The sequence below is a fragment of the Streptomyces sp. NBC_01808 genome, assembly GCF_035917395.1.
Taxonomy (GTDB): Bacteria; Actinomycetota; Actinomycetes; order Streptomycetales; family Streptomycetaceae; genus Streptomyces.
The window spans coordinates 5,382,825-5,399,046 of the sequence record NZ_CP109072.1 but is presented as its reverse complement, the minus strand read 5'-3'; the positions used below and the strand labels follow the sequence as shown (position 1 = coordinate 5,399,046).

14 protein-coding genes are annotated in these 16,222 nt (G+C 73.8%); 9 read left to right on the top strand and 5 right to left on the bottom strand.

Annotated elements, in window-relative coordinates:
- Positions 1-24: 24 nt before the first annotated feature.
- Both OG946_RS24080 and OG946_RS24075 read right to left on the bottom strand, forming a co-directional pair.
- The gene (locus OG946_RS24080) at positions 25-390 is read right to left on the bottom strand and encodes a WhiB family transcriptional regulator (RefSeq protein ID WP_326798087.1); all 366 of its coding nucleotides are present in this window, start codon (positions 388-390) and stop codon (positions 25-27) included.
- A 211-nt stretch (positions 391-601) separates the two neighbouring features.
- Positions 602-1,291: a DUF1707 SHOCT-like domain-containing protein gene (locus tag OG946_RS24075; RefSeq protein WP_326798086.1), complete on the bottom strand. Its 690-nt coding sequence runs from the start codon at positions 1,289-1,291 to the stop codon at positions 602-604.
- A 139-nt stretch (positions 1,292-1,430) separates the two neighbouring features.
- Between OG946_RS24075 and OG946_RS24070 the strand changes: the two genes are divergently transcribed.
- Positions 1,431-3,140 carry a fumarate hydratase gene (locus tag OG946_RS24070; RefSeq protein WP_326798085.1) on the top strand — a complete coding sequence of 570 codons (1,710 nt, stop codon included), beginning with the start codon at positions 1,431-1,433 and terminating at the stop codon, positions 3,138-3,140.
- 85 nt (positions 3,141-3,225) lie between these two features.
- On the opposite strand, the gene OG946_RS24065 is transcribed toward OG946_RS24070, so the two are convergent.
- Complete coding sequence (locus tag OG946_RS24065) at positions 3,226-3,930, bottom strand: hypothetical protein (RefSeq protein ID WP_326798084.1); 705 nt, start codon at positions 3,928-3,930, stop codon at positions 3,226-3,228.
- 239 nt (positions 3,931-4,169) lie between these two features.
- Here OG946_RS24065 and OG946_RS24060 point away from each other — a divergent pair, with 239 nt between their 5' ends.
- The 3 genes from OG946_RS24060 to OG946_RS24050 all read left to right on the top strand — a co-directional run bounded on the left by OG946_RS24060 (position 4,170) and on the right by OG946_RS24050 (position 8,527).
- Entirely contained in the window at positions 4,170-5,606 is a 1,437-nt protein-coding gene (locus tag OG946_RS24060; RefSeq protein WP_326798083.1) for a class II fumarate hydratase, read from the top strand.
- Positions 5,607-5,630: 24 nt separating this feature from the next.
- Entirely contained in the window at positions 5,631-6,386 is a 756-nt protein-coding gene (fomD, locus tag OG946_RS24055) for a cytidylyl-2-hydroxypropylphosphonate hydrolase (RefSeq protein ID WP_326798082.1), read from the top strand.
- Positions 6,387-6,505: 119 nt separating this feature from the next.
- On the top strand, positions 6,506-8,527 hold the full coding sequence (locus OG946_RS24050; RefSeq protein WP_326798081.1) for an ATP-binding SpoIIE family protein phosphatase: 2,022 nt from the start codon (positions 6,506-6,508) through the stop codon (positions 8,525-8,527).
- A gap of 416 nt (positions 8,528-8,943) precedes the next feature.
- Here OG946_RS24050 and OG946_RS24045 read toward each other — a convergent pair whose 3' ends face one another.
- Together OG946_RS24045 and OG946_RS24040 are read right to left on the bottom strand one after the other, a co-directional pair.
- On the bottom strand, positions 8,944-10,212 hold the full coding sequence (locus OG946_RS24045) for a hypothetical protein (RefSeq protein WP_326798080.1): 1,269 nt from the start codon (positions 10,210-10,212) through the stop codon (positions 8,944-8,946).
- The gene (locus OG946_RS24040; protein WP_326798079.1) at positions 10,196-11,026 is read right to left on the bottom strand and encodes a hypothetical protein; all 831 of its coding nucleotides are present in this window, start codon (positions 11,024-11,026) and stop codon (positions 10,196-10,198) included. Before OG946_RS24040 ends, OG946_RS24045 begins: the two co-directional genes overlap by 17 nt.
- A gap of 204 nt (positions 11,027-11,230) precedes the next feature.
- Here OG946_RS24040 and OG946_RS24035 point away from each other — a divergent pair, with 204 nt between their 5' ends.
- The 5 genes from OG946_RS24035 (at position 11,231) to OG946_RS24015 (ending at position 16,147) form a co-directional block, all read left to right on the top strand.
- Positions 11,231-12,172 carry an SPFH domain-containing protein gene (locus tag OG946_RS24035; protein ID WP_326798078.1) on the top strand — a complete coding sequence of 314 codons (942 nt, stop codon included), beginning with the start codon at positions 11,231-11,233 and terminating at the stop codon, positions 12,170-12,172.
- Positions 12,169-12,402, top strand: coding sequence for a hypothetical protein (locus OG946_RS24030; RefSeq protein WP_047017789.1), 234 nt, complete (start codon positions 12,169-12,171; stop codon positions 12,400-12,402). Before OG946_RS24035 ends, OG946_RS24030 begins: the two co-directional genes overlap by 4 nt.
- Before the next feature lie 114 nt (positions 12,403-12,516).
- Positions 12,517-13,041 (top strand): PadR family transcriptional regulator, encoded by a 525-nt coding sequence (locus OG946_RS24025; protein ID WP_326798077.1) that lies wholly within the window; start codon positions 12,517-12,519, stop codon positions 13,039-13,041.
- The gene (locus OG946_RS24020; RefSeq protein ID WP_326798076.1) at positions 13,038-13,754 is read left to right on the top strand and encodes an ABC transporter ATP-binding protein; all 717 of its coding nucleotides are present in this window, start codon (positions 13,038-13,040) and stop codon (positions 13,752-13,754) included. The genes OG946_RS24025 and OG946_RS24020 overlap by 4 nt, the downstream gene beginning before the upstream one ends.
- Positions 13,751-16,147, top strand: coding sequence for an ABC transporter permease (locus OG946_RS24015; RefSeq protein ID WP_326798075.1), 2,397 nt, complete (start codon positions 13,751-13,753; stop codon positions 16,145-16,147). The genes OG946_RS24020 and OG946_RS24015 overlap by 4 nt, the downstream gene beginning before the upstream one ends.
- Positions 16,148-16,222: the final 75 nt, after the last annotated feature.

The window sequence follows — 16,222 nt, the reverse complement described above, 5'->3', positions numbered from 1 at the left end:
TTTGTCCAGACCCGGGGGCCGCCTTCAGCCCGCCTGCGCTATCCCTCGCGGGGCGGTCAGCTTCTCCGTCGTCTCCCGCCGCCTGCGCCGCGCCTGCACGACCCGCCGCTCCGCCGCCGTGAGGCCGCCCCACACGCCGTACGGCTCGGGCAGCAGCAGCGCGTGCTCCCGGCACTCGACCATCACGGGACAGCGCGCGCAGACCCGCTTCGCGGCGGCCTCACGCGAGAGCCGGTCGGCGGTCGGCTCCTTCGACGGAGCAAAGAACAGCGCGGCCTCGTCCCGCCGGCACACCGCCTCCGTGTGCCAGGGATCCCCCTCTTCCCGCTGTCCGGAGCGCTGGATCGGCACCCGGGCTTCCTGCAGGGACTGCTGGTGGGACTGCAGCACGGTCCACTCCTGACGACGGCGATGGCGGATCAGGGACAAAGCTGTCTCGTAGGGCGTACGACCGTTCGCACCTGCAGCCGTACGGAGGAGACGATGCACGTGCTCTACCCGCTGTGCGCGCGCTTATGCGCCGAGTGGCCACCCGGGATGGCGGTGCTCCCTGCGTGTCCGCGGGGGCAGTTGGGGGCGCCGGGAACGCGGTGGAACGGGGTCAGTGACCGAGGCCGTGCTTGCGCATCCGGTCCGTCAGATTCTTCAGGAACTTGCCCTTTTTGCCCTTTGCGTCCACCCCGCCGAAGAGGGCGAAACCGGTGACGACCACCACCGGCGCACGGGGGTCGTCCGCCTCCTGCGCGTGCACGTCGAAGCCGCCGAAGATGGCCGTGCCGGAGCCGCGCAGCGACACGTTGGCCGGGACCTTGATGTCGACGCCGCCGAAGATGGCGGTCGCGTTGATGATGATCTCCTGCTGATGGAAGACGGCCTCGGTCAGGTCGATGTCGACGCCCCCGAAGAGCGCGAACGCCGACGTCCTGCGCCCCACGCTCCAGCGCCCCTTGCGCGTGGAGCCGCTGAAGATCGCGACGAGGGTCTGCGGCTGGGGCTGCGGGTACGGAGACGGGGGCGGCGGCGCCGCGGGCCCCGGCGCGCGCCGGCCGACCGGCAGGTCGCGGACGAGCGGCTCCAACTCGCCCACGGTCTTGGCGGTGTAGACGCCGTCGATCCGCTCGGCGTGCTCCTCCGGGTCCAGCCGCCCCTCGGCGAGCGCCTCGCGGAGGATGTCGGCCACCCGGTCGCGGTCCGCGTCGGAGGCGCGCAGCTCTCCCTCCGCGACCGGCTTCTTCGACAGCGACGGCTGGGCGGCGGGCACGGGGGCGTTGTCGCGCGGGGTCTCGTCCACGGGCCCAGCGTAACCAAACGCGATACATCGTGACTAGGGGCCCGGCGGCGGGCGGAGGGGCACCTCGCCACGCCGCGCCCTCGCGGCCGTCCTAACCTGGGGGACGCACAGCCGCCGCCCGCCGACGACAAGGAACGCGATGACAGCCACCGCCCGCCCCGCCAGCCCCGCGTTCCAGTACACGGACCTCCTCCCGCTGGGCGCGGACACCACGACGTACCGCCTGCTGACGAAGGAGGGCGTACGCACGGCCGAGGCCGGCGGGCGTACGTTCCTGGAAGTCGACCCGGAGGCGCTGCGGCTGCTCGCCGCGGAGGCGATGCACGACATCTCGCACTACCTGCGCCCCGCCCACCTCGCCCAACTGCGCGCCATCTGCGACGACCCGGAGGCGTCGGCCAACGACAAGTTCGTCGCGCTCGACCTGCTGAAGAACGCCAACATCTCGGCGGCGGGCGTGCTCCCCATGTGCCAGGACACGGGCACGGCGATCGTCATGGGCAAGCGCGGGCAGCAGGTGCTGACCGCGGGCCGGGACGAGGAGGCGCTGTCGCGCGGGGTGTACGACGCGTACACCAAGCTCAACCTGCGCTACTCCCAGATGGCGCCGCTGACCATGTGGGACGAGAAGAACACCGGCAACAACCTGCCGGCGCAGGTGGAGCTTTACGCCACCGACGGGGACGCGTACAAGTTCCTCTTCATGGCCAAGGGCGGCGGCAGCGCCAACAAGTCGTTCCTCTACCAGGAGACGAAGGCGGTGCTCAACGAGGCGTCGATGATGCGCTTCCTGGAGGAGAAGATCCGCTCGCTGGGCACGGCCGCCTGCCCGCCGTACCACCTCGCGATCGTCGTCGGCGGCACCTCCGCAGAGTACGCGCTGAAGACCGCGAAGTACGCCTCCGCGCACTATCTCGACTCGCTGCCCACCGAGGGCTCCCCCGCGGGCCACGGCTTCCGCGACACCGAGCTGGAGGCCAGGGTCTTCGAGCTGACCCAGACGCTCGGCATCGGCGCGCAGTTCGGCGGCAAGTACTTCTGCCACGACGTGCGCGTCGTCCGGCTGCCGCGGCACGGCGCGTCCTGCCCGGTGGCCATCGCGGTCTCCTGCTCCGCCGACCGGCAGGCGCTGGCGAAGATCACGGCGGAAGGCGTCTTCCTGGAGCAGTTGGAGCACGACCCCGCGCGCTTCCTGCCGGACACCACCGCCGCGGAGCTGACCGCGGGGTCCGCGGGAGCCATGGACGAGGCGGTGCGGATCGACCTCGCCCGGCCGATGGCCGAGGTGCGGGCGGAGCTGACGAAGTACCCGGTCAAGACGCGCCTGTCGCTGACCGGCCCGCTCGTCGTGGCGCGCGACATCGCGCACGCGAAGATCAAGGAGCGGCTGGACGCGGGCGAGGAGATGCCGCAGTACCTGAAGGACCACCCCGTGTACTACGCAGGACCGGCCAAGACGCCCGAGGGCTACGCCTCCGGGTCCTTCGGGCCGACGACGGCGGGGCGGATGGACGCGTACGTCGAGCAGTTCCAGGCGGCGGGCGGGTCGATGGTGATGCTGGCCAAGGGCAACCGCTCCAAGCAGGTCACCGACGCCTGCGCGGCGCACGGGGGCTTCTACCTGGGCTCGATCGGCGGTCCCGCGGCGCGGCTGGCGCAGGACTGCATCAAGAAGGTCGAGGTCCTGGAGTACGAGGAGCTGGGCATGGAAGCGGTCTGGAAGATCGAGGTCGAGGACTTCCCGGCGTTCATCGTGGTGGACGACAAGGGGAACGACTTCTTCACCGACCCGGGCCCGGTCAAGCCGTTCGTGACGAGCATCCCGGTGCGGGGCGCGGCGCAGCAGTAGCAGGGCGCGTACAGGCGGGGAGGGGCGGCCGGGGCGCGCCGGGCGCCCCTCACGGGCGTACGAGCCGGGCGGTACGCCGGCGCCGTCAGTCGCGCCGCGCGGCCGCCGCCCGGCGCCGTAGCGCGAACACCAGGCCCCCGCCGCCCAGCAGCAGCGCGCCCGCGCCCAGCCCGTACGCCACGGCGCTGTCGGACTCGGCGGCGGCCCGCGGCTCGGCGTCGCGGTCGCCGCCGCGGCCGTCGTCGCGGCCGTCGTCGCGGGTCGCCGCCGGCGCGTCGGTCAGCTTGTCGATGTCCGGCGCGCACACCACCGCGGCCTCCGCGCCCTTCTCGTACGCGCACGCCGTCGCCGCCAGCTCGCCCGCCGTCGGCGCGCCGTCCGCGATCCGCGTGCGCGTGGTGAACTCCGCGTACTTGTGCCCCTTCAGGTCCGCCGTCCAGGTCACCTCGCGGCCACCCCGCACCTTGCCGCCCGGGCCCGGCTCGACCAGGTCCATGCCGTCCGGCAGCGTCTGCCGGACCACGAGGCCCTCGATCGGCCCGTCCTGGAGGCTGGAGACGCGGATCGTGTACGTGGCCTCCTGACCCGGGCCCGAGGTCTTGCGCGCGTTGTCGATGGCGATCTTCATCGCCGGTCCCGTCACCCCCCGCACGTCCTTCCCCTTGTCGTCCCCCTCGTCGTCGTACGGGGCGGCGCCCGCCGGCTGCGCGGCGGCGGCGAGCAGGGCGCAGGCGAGCGCGGCGGCGCGTGCTCCGCTGCGGAAACGGCGGGTGCGAAGGCTGGTCGTCACGTCACTCCTCGGGCCGAACCTGGCGGTTGTCTACCGATCTCTACCGAACTCTTCCGGTCTCTTCTGGTCTCTTCTGGTCTCTTCCGATTTCCTCCGGTCCGTCGATTCCACCGCGCACCCGTCCGCGCCCCCGGCAGCCGCCGCGGCAAGTCCGCGGCCGTCCCCGCCGAATCCACCGTTCGGCGCACCGGCACGGACGGCGGCGCGGGGTGTCGGTGGGCGGTCGTATCCTCGGCAGCATGAGCCAGCCCGCTGACCGGTCCCCCACAGAACGCCCCGCATCCGACGGCTTCCGCATCGAGCACGACTCGATGGGCGAGGTCCGCGCCCCCGCCGCCGCCAAGTGGCGCGCCCAGACGCAGCGCGCCGTGGAGAACTTCCCGGTCTCCGGGCTGCGCCTGGAGGCGGCCCACATCGCCGCGCTGGCCCGGATCAAGGCCGCGGCGGCGAAGGTCAACGCCGAGCTGGGCGTGCTCGACGCGGATATCGCCGCGGCCGTGCAGGCGGCGGCGGAGGAGGTCGCGGCCGGCCGCTGGGACGATCAGTTCCCGGTCGACGTCTTCCAGACCGGCTCCGGCACGTCGTCGAACATGAACATGAACGAGGTGCTGGCGACCCTCGCGCAGGAGAAGCTGGGCGCCGGCGGGCCGGTGGTCCACCCCAACGACCACGTCAACGCCAGCCAGTCGTCGAACGACACGTTCCCCTCCTCCATCCACATCGCCGCGACCGGCGCGGTCGTGCAGGACCTGATCCCCGCGCTGACGCATCTGCAGGCGGCGCTCGCGGGCAAGGCGGAGGAGTTCGCGGAGGTGGTGAAGTCGGGGCGGACGCACCTGATGGACGCCACGCCCGTCACCCTCGGCCAGGAGTTCGCGGGGTACGCGGCCCAGGTCGCCTTCGGCGTCGAGCGGCTGCACGCCTCGCTGCCGCGGCTGGCCGAGCTGCCCCTCGGCGGCACCGCGGTCGGTACGGGCATCAACACCCCGCCCGGCTTCGCCGCCGCCGTCATCGCCGAGGTGGCGCGGGCCACCGGGCTGCCGCTGACCGAGGCGCGCGACCACTTCGAGGCCCAGGGCGCCCGCGACGGCCTGGTGGAGACCTCGGGCCAGTTGCGCACGATCGCGGTCGGGCTGACCAAGATCTGCAACGATCTGCGCTGGATGGGCTCCGGCCCGCGCACGGGCCTCGCCGAGATCGCCCTGCCCGACCTCCAGCCCGGCTCGTCGATCATGCCGGGCAAGGTGAACCCGGTGGTCCCCGAGGCCGTCCTGATGGTCTGCGCCCAGGTCGTCGGGAACGACGTGACGGTCACCACCGCCGGCGCCTCGGGCAACTTCGAGCTGAACGTGATGCTGCCCGTCCTCGCCCGCAACGTGCTGGAGTCCGTCCGGCTGCTCGCCAACGCCGCACGCCTGCTCGCCGATCGCACGGTCGACGGCATCACGGCGCACGCCGGGCGCGCCCGGGAGTACGCGGAGTCGTCGCCGTCCGTCGTCACGCCGCTCAACCGGTACATCGGCTACGAGGAGGCGGCCAAGGTGGCGAAGAAGTCGCTGGCCGAGCGCAAGACGATCCGCGAGGTGGTCCTGGAGGACGGGTACGTCGAGCGCGGGCTGCTCACGGAGGAGCAGTTGGACAGTGCGCTGGACGTGCTGAGGATGACCCGGCCGTGACGCGCCGCTGGTTACCATCGTCTGATGCACGGGCCAGACGCGACGCTTGACAGCGACAAGAACGTCTCAGGCGGCCGGTGGACGCCCGGGGACCACATCCTCTGGCGCTACCGCGCCCACGCGCCCGGGGCGGCCGGGACAGCCGGCGCGGACGGCACGGGCAGCGCCGGCGACGCCGGGCGGCTGGGTCGTACCGTCGCCGTCTGCCGCCCGGTCACCGTCGTCCGCGACGACGCCGAGACGCTCGCCGTCTGGGTGGCGCCGGACACCGAGTGCGTACGTCCCGTGCTCGCCGACGGCACCGAGTTACACCGCGAGCCGCTGGCCACCCGCTACACCAAGCCGCACCGCCCGTTCCGCACCCGCTGGTTCGGCGCCGGCGTGCTCAAGCTGGCCCGGCCGGGCGAGCCCTGGTCGGTCTGGCTGTTCTGGGAAATCGACTGGACCTTCAAGTCCTTCTACGTCAACCTCGAAGCGCCCCGGGTGCGCTGGGCCGGGGGCGTCGACTCCGAGGACCACTATCTGGATCTCGTCGTCCACCCCGACCGCTCCTGGGAGTGGCGGGACGAGGACGAGTTCGCCGCCGCGCAGCGGGCGGGGCTGATGTCCGCCGCCCGGGCCGTGGCCGTACGCGACGCGGGACGGCGGGCGGTCGACGCCATCGGGGCGTGGGGGCCGCCGTTCTCCGAAGGCTGGGAACGCTGGCGCCCCGACCCGAAGTGGACAGTTCCGCTTCTTCCGGCTGATTGGGACCGCACGCCCGCGCGCTTGTCTTCATGAGACCCTTGCTGCGCCCCGGTAGGTCAAACGTAGGATCGACGTCCACAGCACGCAGTACCCACAACTCAACCCGCCCTGTGGAGACTTGGGTGGAACGGCCGGATGGACGGTACCGACACGTGACGGAGCGCGACAGGCGGCGGGCAGCCGCCGAGCGGACGGAGTCCGGCAACACCCTTGCCGCCTCCGGCACGGACGAGGCGGTGTCGCCGACCGCACCCACCGCGAACTCGGGGGAGGCCATCCCCGACCCGCGCGACGCCCTGCACCGTGCGAAACCGGCGCCGCCCGCGACGGCCCCGGGGGCCGCCACGGGCGGCGTACCGGCGCACCAGGGCGCCGACGACACCCCCAGCGGCGGCCGGCCGCGCCCCCAGCCGGGCGCGGGCGGGGACACCGACCCGGTCCGGGGGATGGGCAGGACCGAGGAGGACGCCGCGTCCGCGCGGCTGCGGTTCCTCGGCGCGGCCACCCGCAGGATCGCCCGCGGTATCGACCTGGACGAGATCGTGCTCGGCCTGTGCCGCTCCGTCGTCCCGTCCTTCGCCGACGCGATCCTCGTCTACCTCCGCGACCCGCTGCCGGTCGGCGACGAGCAGCCGACCGAACCGTTCCGGCTGCGGCTGCGGCGTACGGACCGGATCACCGACGGCGTCGAGGACGTCGACAGCATGGGCGGCAGCCGGCTGCTGCCCGCGGCGGCGGAACCGGACACCCCGGGCCTCGGCGCGGCCGAGCAGGTCGACGTCGTACGGGCCGGGGCGCTGCTCGAAGTGCTGCGCGGCGTCCGCCCGGTGTTCGGCGAGACGCTGGCCGCCCGCGCGGCGCTCATCGAACTGCTGGGCCGCGAAAGCCCGCTCGCCAACGCGCCGGCCGACAAGCGCACGATCGTCGCCCCGCTGCGCGGCCGCCGCCGGGTGATCGGGGTGGCGGTGCTCGTACGGGGTCCTGCGCGGCCCGCGTACGGGCAGGACGACCTGCTGATCGCCGCCCAACTGGCCACGCACACGGCCCTCGGTGTCGACAAAGCGGTCATCTACGACCGCGAGGCGTACATCGCCGACCAACTGCAGCGCACGATGCTGCCCGAATACCTGCCGGAGCCCACCGGCGTCCGCCTCGCCAGCCGCTACCGGCCCGCGGCCGAGACCGCGCGGGTCGGCGGCGACTGGTACGACGCGATCCCGCTGCCCGGCAGCCGGGTCGCGCTGGTCGTCGGCGACGTCATGGGCCACTCGGTGACATCCGCGGCGATCATGGGCCAGTTGCGTACCGCGGCGCAGACGCTGGCGCAGCTCGACCTGCCGCCGCAGGAGGTCCTGCACCACCTCGACGAGCAGGCGCAGCGCCTCGGCGACGACCGCATGGCCACGTGCCTGTACGCGGTCTACGACCCCATCGCCCACACCCTCACCGCCTCCAACGCGGGCCACCCGCCGCCGGTCCTGCTCCGCCGGGACGGCTTCAGCGAGGTGCTGGACGTGCCGCCGGGAGCGCCGATCGGGGTGGGCGGCGTGGGCTTCGAGGCGGTGGAGCTGCAGGCGCCGCAGGGCTCGACGCTGCTGCTGTACACGGACGGCCTGGTCGAGTCCCGGCTGATGGACGTCTCCACGGGCATCGACCAGCTCTGCGCGCGGCTGACCCGCACGGCGGCCCTCACCGGTCCTGGCAACCCGCCGCCGCTGGAGCCGCTGTGCGACGAGGTGCTGGACGTCCTGGGTCCCGGCGACCGGGACGACGACATCGCCCTGCTGGCGGCGCGGCTGGACGGCATAGCGCCCAGCGCGGCGGCGCAGTGGTCCCTGGACCCGCGCGCGCAGGCGCCGCGCGAGGCGAGGTCGCTGGCGCGGGGGGCGCTGGCGGGGTGGGGCCTGGAGGAGCTGACGGACATCGTGGAGCTGCTGGTGAGCGAGGTGGTGACGAACGCGGTGCGCTACGCGCAGCGGCCGGTCACGCTGCGCCTTGTGCACACGGACAGGCTGCGGTGCGAAGTGGTGGACGACGTCCCGCAGTTGCCGCGGATGCGGCGGGCGGGTCCTGCGGATGAGGGCGGGCGGGGGATGTTCCTGGTGAACAAGCTGGCCCGGCACTGGGGCGCGGAGCGGCTCAGTGTGGGCAAGGTGGTGTGGTTCGAGATCTGAGCGGCCGGGGGTCGGGGGTCGGAGGGGCGCAGTGCGACCTCGGCTCCGGCTGAGGGGTTGTTCCCCGACCCCGCCCCTTCCCGAAACTCAGAGGGCTTCGCCCCCCGAGACCCCCGGCCCGAGCGCCTACGGCGCCGGGCCCAACCCGGACAGACGACGAGCCGGACGCCGCAGGCGGAGTCATGGCCCCGCCCGCGTCGCGCCGCAGGCGGCGGGGCCGGGGCGGAGCGCCGGGAGGCCGCGGAGCGGCCGACGGGCCGGCGTCGTACGGGGAGTTGCGGGCCGGCCGCCTCGCGCCGCAGGCGCGGGTGGCGTCCCGGGGCGGAGCCCCGGGGGCCCCGCGCCGTAGGCGCTCGGGCGGGGTCTCGGGACGGAGTCCTGAGTTTCGGGAAGGGGCGGGGTCGGGGAAAGACCCCTCACTCACAGGCCGGTAGCGCGGGCAGCGTTGAGGTTTCGGTGAGTTGGATGGTGTCCCTCGCGTCCGCCGCCTTCGCCTCCCCCTCCGGGTACGCCACCCCCAGCCCCCCGTCCCGCGCCAGCGCGTACCCGTATCTCGGGGTGATCTGCGCGTACGCACGCGACCGCAGGTCCAGGGCCCAGGCCGCCTCCGTCGTGCGCCACGTCACCACCTCGCCGCTCACCTGCACCTGGTCGATGCCCCCCAACTCCGGCTCCGCCACCGCCCCGCCGCCCCGGCCCCGTACCAGCGGCAGCGGCTTCGGCCAGCCCTCCCGCCATACGTACAGCCGCGGGCGCTCCGGCTCGCCGCCCGCCCACGCCCACGTGCGGCCGTCCGACGCCACGTACCGGACGTTGCGCAGGGCCGCGATCGGGCCCGGGAGGTCCGCCCGCCGCAGCGTGTCCGTCGAGACGGCCGCCAGACGGGTCTCCGGGCCGCCCGACGGCGACTCGGACTGGCGCAGCCACACCAGCAGGCCGCCCGCCGCGAACGGCGTGTCGACGACGCCCTCGTACACCGTCCGCCGCTCGCCGCCGCCCAGATCCCGCGCGTACACCGCCGACCGGCCGCCGCCCGTCCCCTGCGCCCAGAACAGCCGCCCCGACCGCACCACAGCCTGCACGAACGGCCCCGGCACCGCGCTCTGCCCGTCCGCCGCCCGCTCCGCCTCCGCGACCGCCTTCCGGCGCCCGCTCGTCGCGTCCCAGGCGTAGAGCGTCCAGGGGCTCTCCAACTGCCGGCCCTCGACAACGTCGAAAACAAGCCACCGCCCGTCGAAGTCCGCACTGCCCACCTGATGCTCGACGGGGTCCGCGAGCCGCATCACCCGCCGCTCCTCGTCCCCCTCCCGCAGCACGATCGACCGGTCTGCTCCGGACGACTGCAGGACCGACCACCCGGCCCCGGGACCGACCTCCGTGAGCACGGCGCGCTCCCCCTCCGGCACCGGCACCCGCCCGTCCGCCAGCGCGTCCGACCACCCGCCCGGCAGTTCCACCTCGCAGGCCCGGTCCCGTACGGGCGCGCCGGTCGGCGGCGCCGCCGTGGACGAGCCCTCGCGTGACTCCTCGCGCGACCCTTCGCGCGATCCCTCGCCAGACCCGCCGCCGCCGCCTCCCGGCGAGCACGCCGACGTGCCCGCCAGGAGGACGACCGCGCCCAGCGCCGCGGCGGCTAGGCCGCGCGCGCGGAGCGCACCGGGCCGGGCCTCACCAGACGTACCCACGACCGCCCATGATCGTCGTGATGGTGTCCGACGAGATGGTCGCGGTACGCGGCACGCTGCCGGCCCACGAGATGACGCTCGTCGGCACCCCGCCCACCGGGTCGCGGTACTGCACGGTGCGCGCCCCGTCGTCACTGTGGCCGTCTATCGACACCCAGTGGAATATCTCCCGGTTCGGGTGCCCGACGAGGTGCGGGCCGCCGACGACCTCCCAGGCGTTGCCCGCGATCGCGTAGTCGCCCGAAGTGTTGTGCACGATGTGGTCGCGGAAGTTGGCCTTGTCCGTCGCGGTCGGCGTGTACGGCAGCGCCTTCGGTACGTACCCCGCGCCCGGCAGGCGGTAGTTGAGCACGTCGGGGATGGGATAGCCGGTCGGGTTGGGGACGTTCGCGTTGATGCCGTACCAGGCGGTGCCGGAGGAGTTCGTACGCAGCTCGCTGCCGGCCTGCGTCTGGGACCGGTTGCCGACCTCGTCGCGCGCGGACTGCGTGATCACGAGGGTGGCGGGGCCGCAGTAGTAGGAGTTGATCTGGGACTGCTGTATGGCGCCGGAGGAGACGATCGCCGCCGCCCCGACGTCGCCGCGCGCGGCGGACCGCTGCGCCGCACCCTTCGCCGCCGCCGACTTCTCGGCCAGCAGCCGCCGTTGCTCCGCCGTCAGCCGCTCGGCGGGCAGGGTGTCGGTGCGCTCCTTGTACGCACCCGCGGCCGCGGCTCCGGCGCCCGCCGCGGGGCCCGGGTCGGCCGCCTGCGCGGGTCCGCCGGTGAGGACGAGGGCGGCGACGAGAACGCCGCCCGCTCCGGCTGCGGACACGGCTCGGATAGTGGACATCGCTGTCTCCTGTCGTTCGTGGGGGTGACACGGGGACGGTGATGCCGGCGTCTGCTCCCGCAGGCGGCTCCATTCTGACCGGTGTAGACCACCCATCGGAAGGGGGCATGACAATCCGTCTTCAAAAAGTGCTAGCACATTGCTAGCCTCCACTGCACAATCATGAATCGAGAACGGGGACTTCACATGACCGACCAGCAGTCACCCGACCCGCACGCCCCCGACATGCCCGCCCCACCCGTCGCCGAGCGGCAGGCCACCAGCATCGGCGGCGCCCTCGCCCTGGTCCTCGGCCTCACCGGCGCCCTCGCCGGCGCCGGCCTGCTTGCGCTCGGCATCGCCCTCAGGGGCAGCGGAATACCCGCCGCGGGCGTCCCGGTCCTCGTCTTCGGCGGCGTGCTCTTCCTCATCGCGCTCGTCGCGATGGCCGGGCTGAACATGGTCGAGCCCGGCGAGGCCCGCGTCGTGCAGCTCTTCGGCCGCTACACCGGCACCATCCGCGACGACGGCCTGCGCTGGGTCAACCCCCTCACCACCCGCCGCAAGATCTCCACCCGGGTGCGCAACCACGAGACCGCAGTCCTCAAGGTCAACGACGCCCGCGGCAACCCGATCGAGCTGGCCGCCGTCGTCGTCTGGCAGGTCGAGGACACCGCGCAGGCGGTCTTCGCCGTCGACGACTTCGGCGAGTTCGTCGCCACCCAGACCGAGACCGCGGTACGGCACATCGCCATCGAGTACCCGTACGACGCCTACGAGGACGACGAGTTGTCGCTGCGCGCGGACGCCGAGGAAATCACCGAGAAGCTGGCCGAGGAGCTGACCGCCCGGGTGCAGGCGGCCGGGGTCCGGATCATCGAGTCGCGCTTCACCCACCTCGCGTACGCGCCGGAGATCGCCTCCGCGATGCTCCAGCGCCAGCAGGCCGGCGCCGTGGTCGCCGCGCGGCGGGAGATCGTGGACGGGGCGGTGGACATGGTCGAGGACGCGCTCGCCCGGCTCACCCAGCAGGACATCGTCGAGCTGGACGAGGAGCGCAAGGCGGCGATGGTCGGCAACCTCATGGTCGTGCTCTGCGGCGACCGCGCCCCCCAGCCCGTGCTCAACACCGGGTCCCTCTACCAGTGACGGACGACGGCCCCGACCGCACCCCCCGGGCCCGGCGCAAGCAGGTGCTGCTGCGGCTCGACCCGGCCGTGCACGACGCGCTGGCCCGGTGGGCGGCGGACGAGCTGCGCAGCACCAACGCGCAGATCGACTACCTGCTCCGCCGGGCCCTCGCGGACGCCGGCCGGCTCCCCGGGAACGCCCGCCCGCACCCCCGTCGGGGCCGCCCGCCGCGCGAGCCGGAGGAGTAGCCGCCCCGGCCGGGCACCGCCCCGGCCCGCGCCCGGCACCGCGCCCACCAGCCGTGGGGCACTACACACCCCGTCTATACACAGCATGTATACACACGGTGTAGAGTCCTCCGCATGACGATCGGCCACACCCTCCTGGGGCTCCTGGAGTCCGGCCCCCGCCACGGTTACGACCTCAAACGCGCCTTCGACGAGCGCTTCGGGCACGACCGCCCGCTGCACTACGGGCAGGTCTACTCCACGATGTCCCGGCTGCTGAAGAACGGCCTCGTGGAGGTCGACGGCATAGAGCCCGGCGGCGGCCCGGAGCGCAAGCGCTACGCCATCACCGACGCCGGCATCACCGACGTCGCCGGCTGGCTCGCCGCCCCGGAGAAGCCCGAGCCGTACCTGCAGTCGACCCTCTACACCAAGGTCGTCCTCGCGCTGCTCACCGGCCGCGACGCGGCCGAACTCCTCGACGTACAGCGCGCGGAGCATCTGCGCCTGATGCGCGAGCTGACCCGTCGCAAGAAGGGCGGCGACCTCGCCGACCAGCTCATCTGCGACCACGCCCTGTTCCACCTTGAGGCCGACCTGCGGTGGCTGGAGCTCACCGCCGCGCGCCTCGGCAAACTCGCCGCGGAGGTACGCGCATGAGCACCACACCCGCCCCAGGACCGCTCGCCGAGCCGGTGCCGATCCTCACCGCGACCGCCCTGCGCAAGGTCTACGCCGGCACCCCCGCGCTCGACGGCGCCGACTTCGCCATCGCGGCCGGCGAGACCGTCGCCGTCATGGGCCCCTCCGGCTCCGGCAAGTCGACGCTGCTGCACTGCCTCGCCGGCATCGTCCCGGCCGACGACGGCACCGTGACGTACGCCGGCCGCGACCTCGCCGCGCTCTCCGACGCCGAGCGCAGCGCCCTGCGCCGCCGGGAGTTCGGCTTCGTCTTCCAGTTCGGCCAGCTCGTACCCGAGCTGACCTGCGTGGAGAACGTCGCCCTTCCGCTGCGCCTGACGGGCCTCGGCCGCCGGGACGCCGAACGCGCCGCCCGGCCCTGGCTGGAGCGGCTGGAGGTCGGCGACATCGCGCACAAGCGGCCCGGTGAGGTCTCCGGCGGCCAGGGCCAGCGCGTCGCGGTCGCCCGCGCGCTGGCGACCACGCCGCGGGTGGTCTTCGCCGACGAGCCGACCGGTGCGCTCGACTCCCTCAACGGCGAGCGCGTCATGGAACTGCTCACCGATGCCGCGCAGGACAGCGGCGCGGCCGTCGTCCTGGTCACCCACGAGGCGCGGGTCGCGGCGTACGCGGACCGCGAGATCGTCGTACGCGACGGGCGCACCCGCAGTCTGGAGCCGGCCGGCCGATGAGCGACGTCACGTACGCAGAGAAGAAGCGCGGCACCCCCCGTCCGCACTCCGCGGGCCCGCCGCCGCCCGACCCCCGCGGCACGCTGCGGACCTGGGCCGACGACCTGCGCATGGGCCTGGCCTTCGCGCTCCGCGGCGGGCGCGAGGGCTGGATGCGCACCGTGCTCACCGCGGTCGGCGTCGGGCTGGGGGTGGCGCTGCTGCTGCTCACCACCGCCATCCCGGGCGCCCGGGACAACCGCGACCAGCGGGAGCTGGCCCGCAGCGAAGTCCTCGCGTCCGACGCCGAGTACGGGGGCGACACCCTCCTGGTGGGCAACGTCGACACCGAGTACGAGGACACCCTGGTCCGCGGCAGGCTGCTGCGCCCCGAGGGCTCCGGCGCCCCGCTGCCCCCCGGCCTCGCACACTTCCCGAAGCCCGGCGAGATGGTGGTCTCCCCCGCGCTCGCCGACCGGCTCGACGACGGCGACGCGGACCTGCTGCGCGAGCGCCTGGACTACGGCATCGCCGGCACCATCGCCGACACCGGCCTGAGCGACCCCGGCGAACTGGTGTACTACGCGGGCAGCGACGGCATCGAGGCCGCCGACGTCAACGTCAGCCGTATCGCCGCCTTCGGCGACGAGCCGGACGGCGGCGGCATGGATCCGGTGCTGCTGCTGCTCGCGATGATCGTGTTCGTCGCCCTGCTGATGCCCGTCGCGGTGTTCCTCATCGCGGCCGTACGCTTCGGCGGCGAACGCCGCGACCGCCGGCTCGCCGCGCTCCGCCTCGTCGGCGCCGACGGCCGCGCGGTGCGCCGGATCGCCGCGGGCGAGGCGCTGGCGGGGGCGCTGCTCGGACTCGCGGTCGGCACGGGCCTGTTCCTCGTGGGGAGGCAACTCGCGGGCGCCGTGTCGGTCTACGGCATGAGCGTCTTCACCTCCGACCTGAACCCGTCGCCGACGCTCGCCCTGCTGGTCGCCGTGGCCGTGCCCGCCGCGGCGGTCGGCGTCACCCTCCTCGCGCTGCGGGGCGTCGTCATCGAGCCGCTGGGCGTCGTACGGTCGGCGCGGCCCCGCCGGCGGCGCATCTGGTGGCGACTGCTGCTGCCGGCCGTCGGGCTGGGCCTGCTCGCGCCGATGATGGGCCAGGGCGGGGACGCCGGATCGTTCCCCGAGTGGCAGGTCATCGGCGGCACGGTACTGCTGCTGACCGGCATCACGGCGCTGCTGCCCTGGCTCGTCGAGGCCGTGGTCGCCCGCCTCGGCCGCGGGCCGACGTCCTGGCAACTGGCCGTGCGCCGGCTCCAGCTCAGCAGCGGCACCGCTGCCCGGCTGGTCAACGGCATCGCCGTCGCCGTCGCCGGGGCCATCGCGCTGCAGATGGTCTTCGCCGGCGTCGAGGACGACTACAGCGAGCCGACCGGCGAGGACATCGAGTTCGCCCAGTTGTCCGTGTACGCGGCGCCCGGACAGGACCTCCGGGTGGGTGACCGGGTCGCCGCGACCGAGGGCGTCCGGGAGACCGCCACCACGATCTCCGCCGAGGTCGCCGACGGCAAGCGCAACCCGGCCGGATTCACCACGCTGACCGTCGGTTCCTGCGCGGAACTGCATGAGATGGCGCGGCTCCCCGACTGCCGCGACGGCGACATCTTCTACCTCACCGGCGCCTACGACAGCGCCGACACCAAGCGGTTGATCTCAGCGGAGGGCCCGCTGTACCTCGACCCGTCGTACGACGGGTCGAGCGGGAAGGCGCTCCCCTGGGCCCCGCCGCCCGGCATCCGCCCCGCCAGGGCACTCCGCGACGTCGACGGCTACCAGCACGGCGGTATCGTGGCGACTCCCGCCGCCGTCCCCGACGTCTACGACTCCGGCGTGTACAACGCCTCCGTCGACGTGCGGCTCGACCCGGCCGTGCCGGACGCGGCCGAGCGCGTACGCAACGTGGTCGACGGCGTCGACCCGCTGCTCTCCGTCCACACGCTGACCGGCGAGGCCGTGGACGAGGACTTCGCGGGCATCCGCACCGGGCTGGCGGTGGGCGCCGCGTGCGTGCTGGCGCTGATCGGCACCAGCCTGCTCGTCGGCCAGCTCGAACAACTGCGGGACCGGCGCAAGCTGTTGTCGTCCCTGGTCGCCTTCGGCACCCGGCGCTCCACTCTCAGCCTGTCCGTGCTCTGGCAGACGGCGATCCCGGTGGCGCTGGGAATGGCCCTGTCGATGGGCTTCGGGCTCGTGCTGGGCACGGTGCTGCTGCGCATGACGGACACGCCCGTCGTGGTCGACTGGCCGTCGGTGCTGCTGATGGCGGGCACGGGCGCGGGTGTCGTCGTCGCGGTCACGGGGCTGAGCATGCCGCTGCTCATCCGGCTGATGCGCCCGGACGGGCTGCGCACCGAGTAGGGACCGGGACCGGCCGGGCGCGCGTCACAGGGGGGCGCGCCGGGCCGGTCCCGTACGGACCGGCGGAGTCGGTCC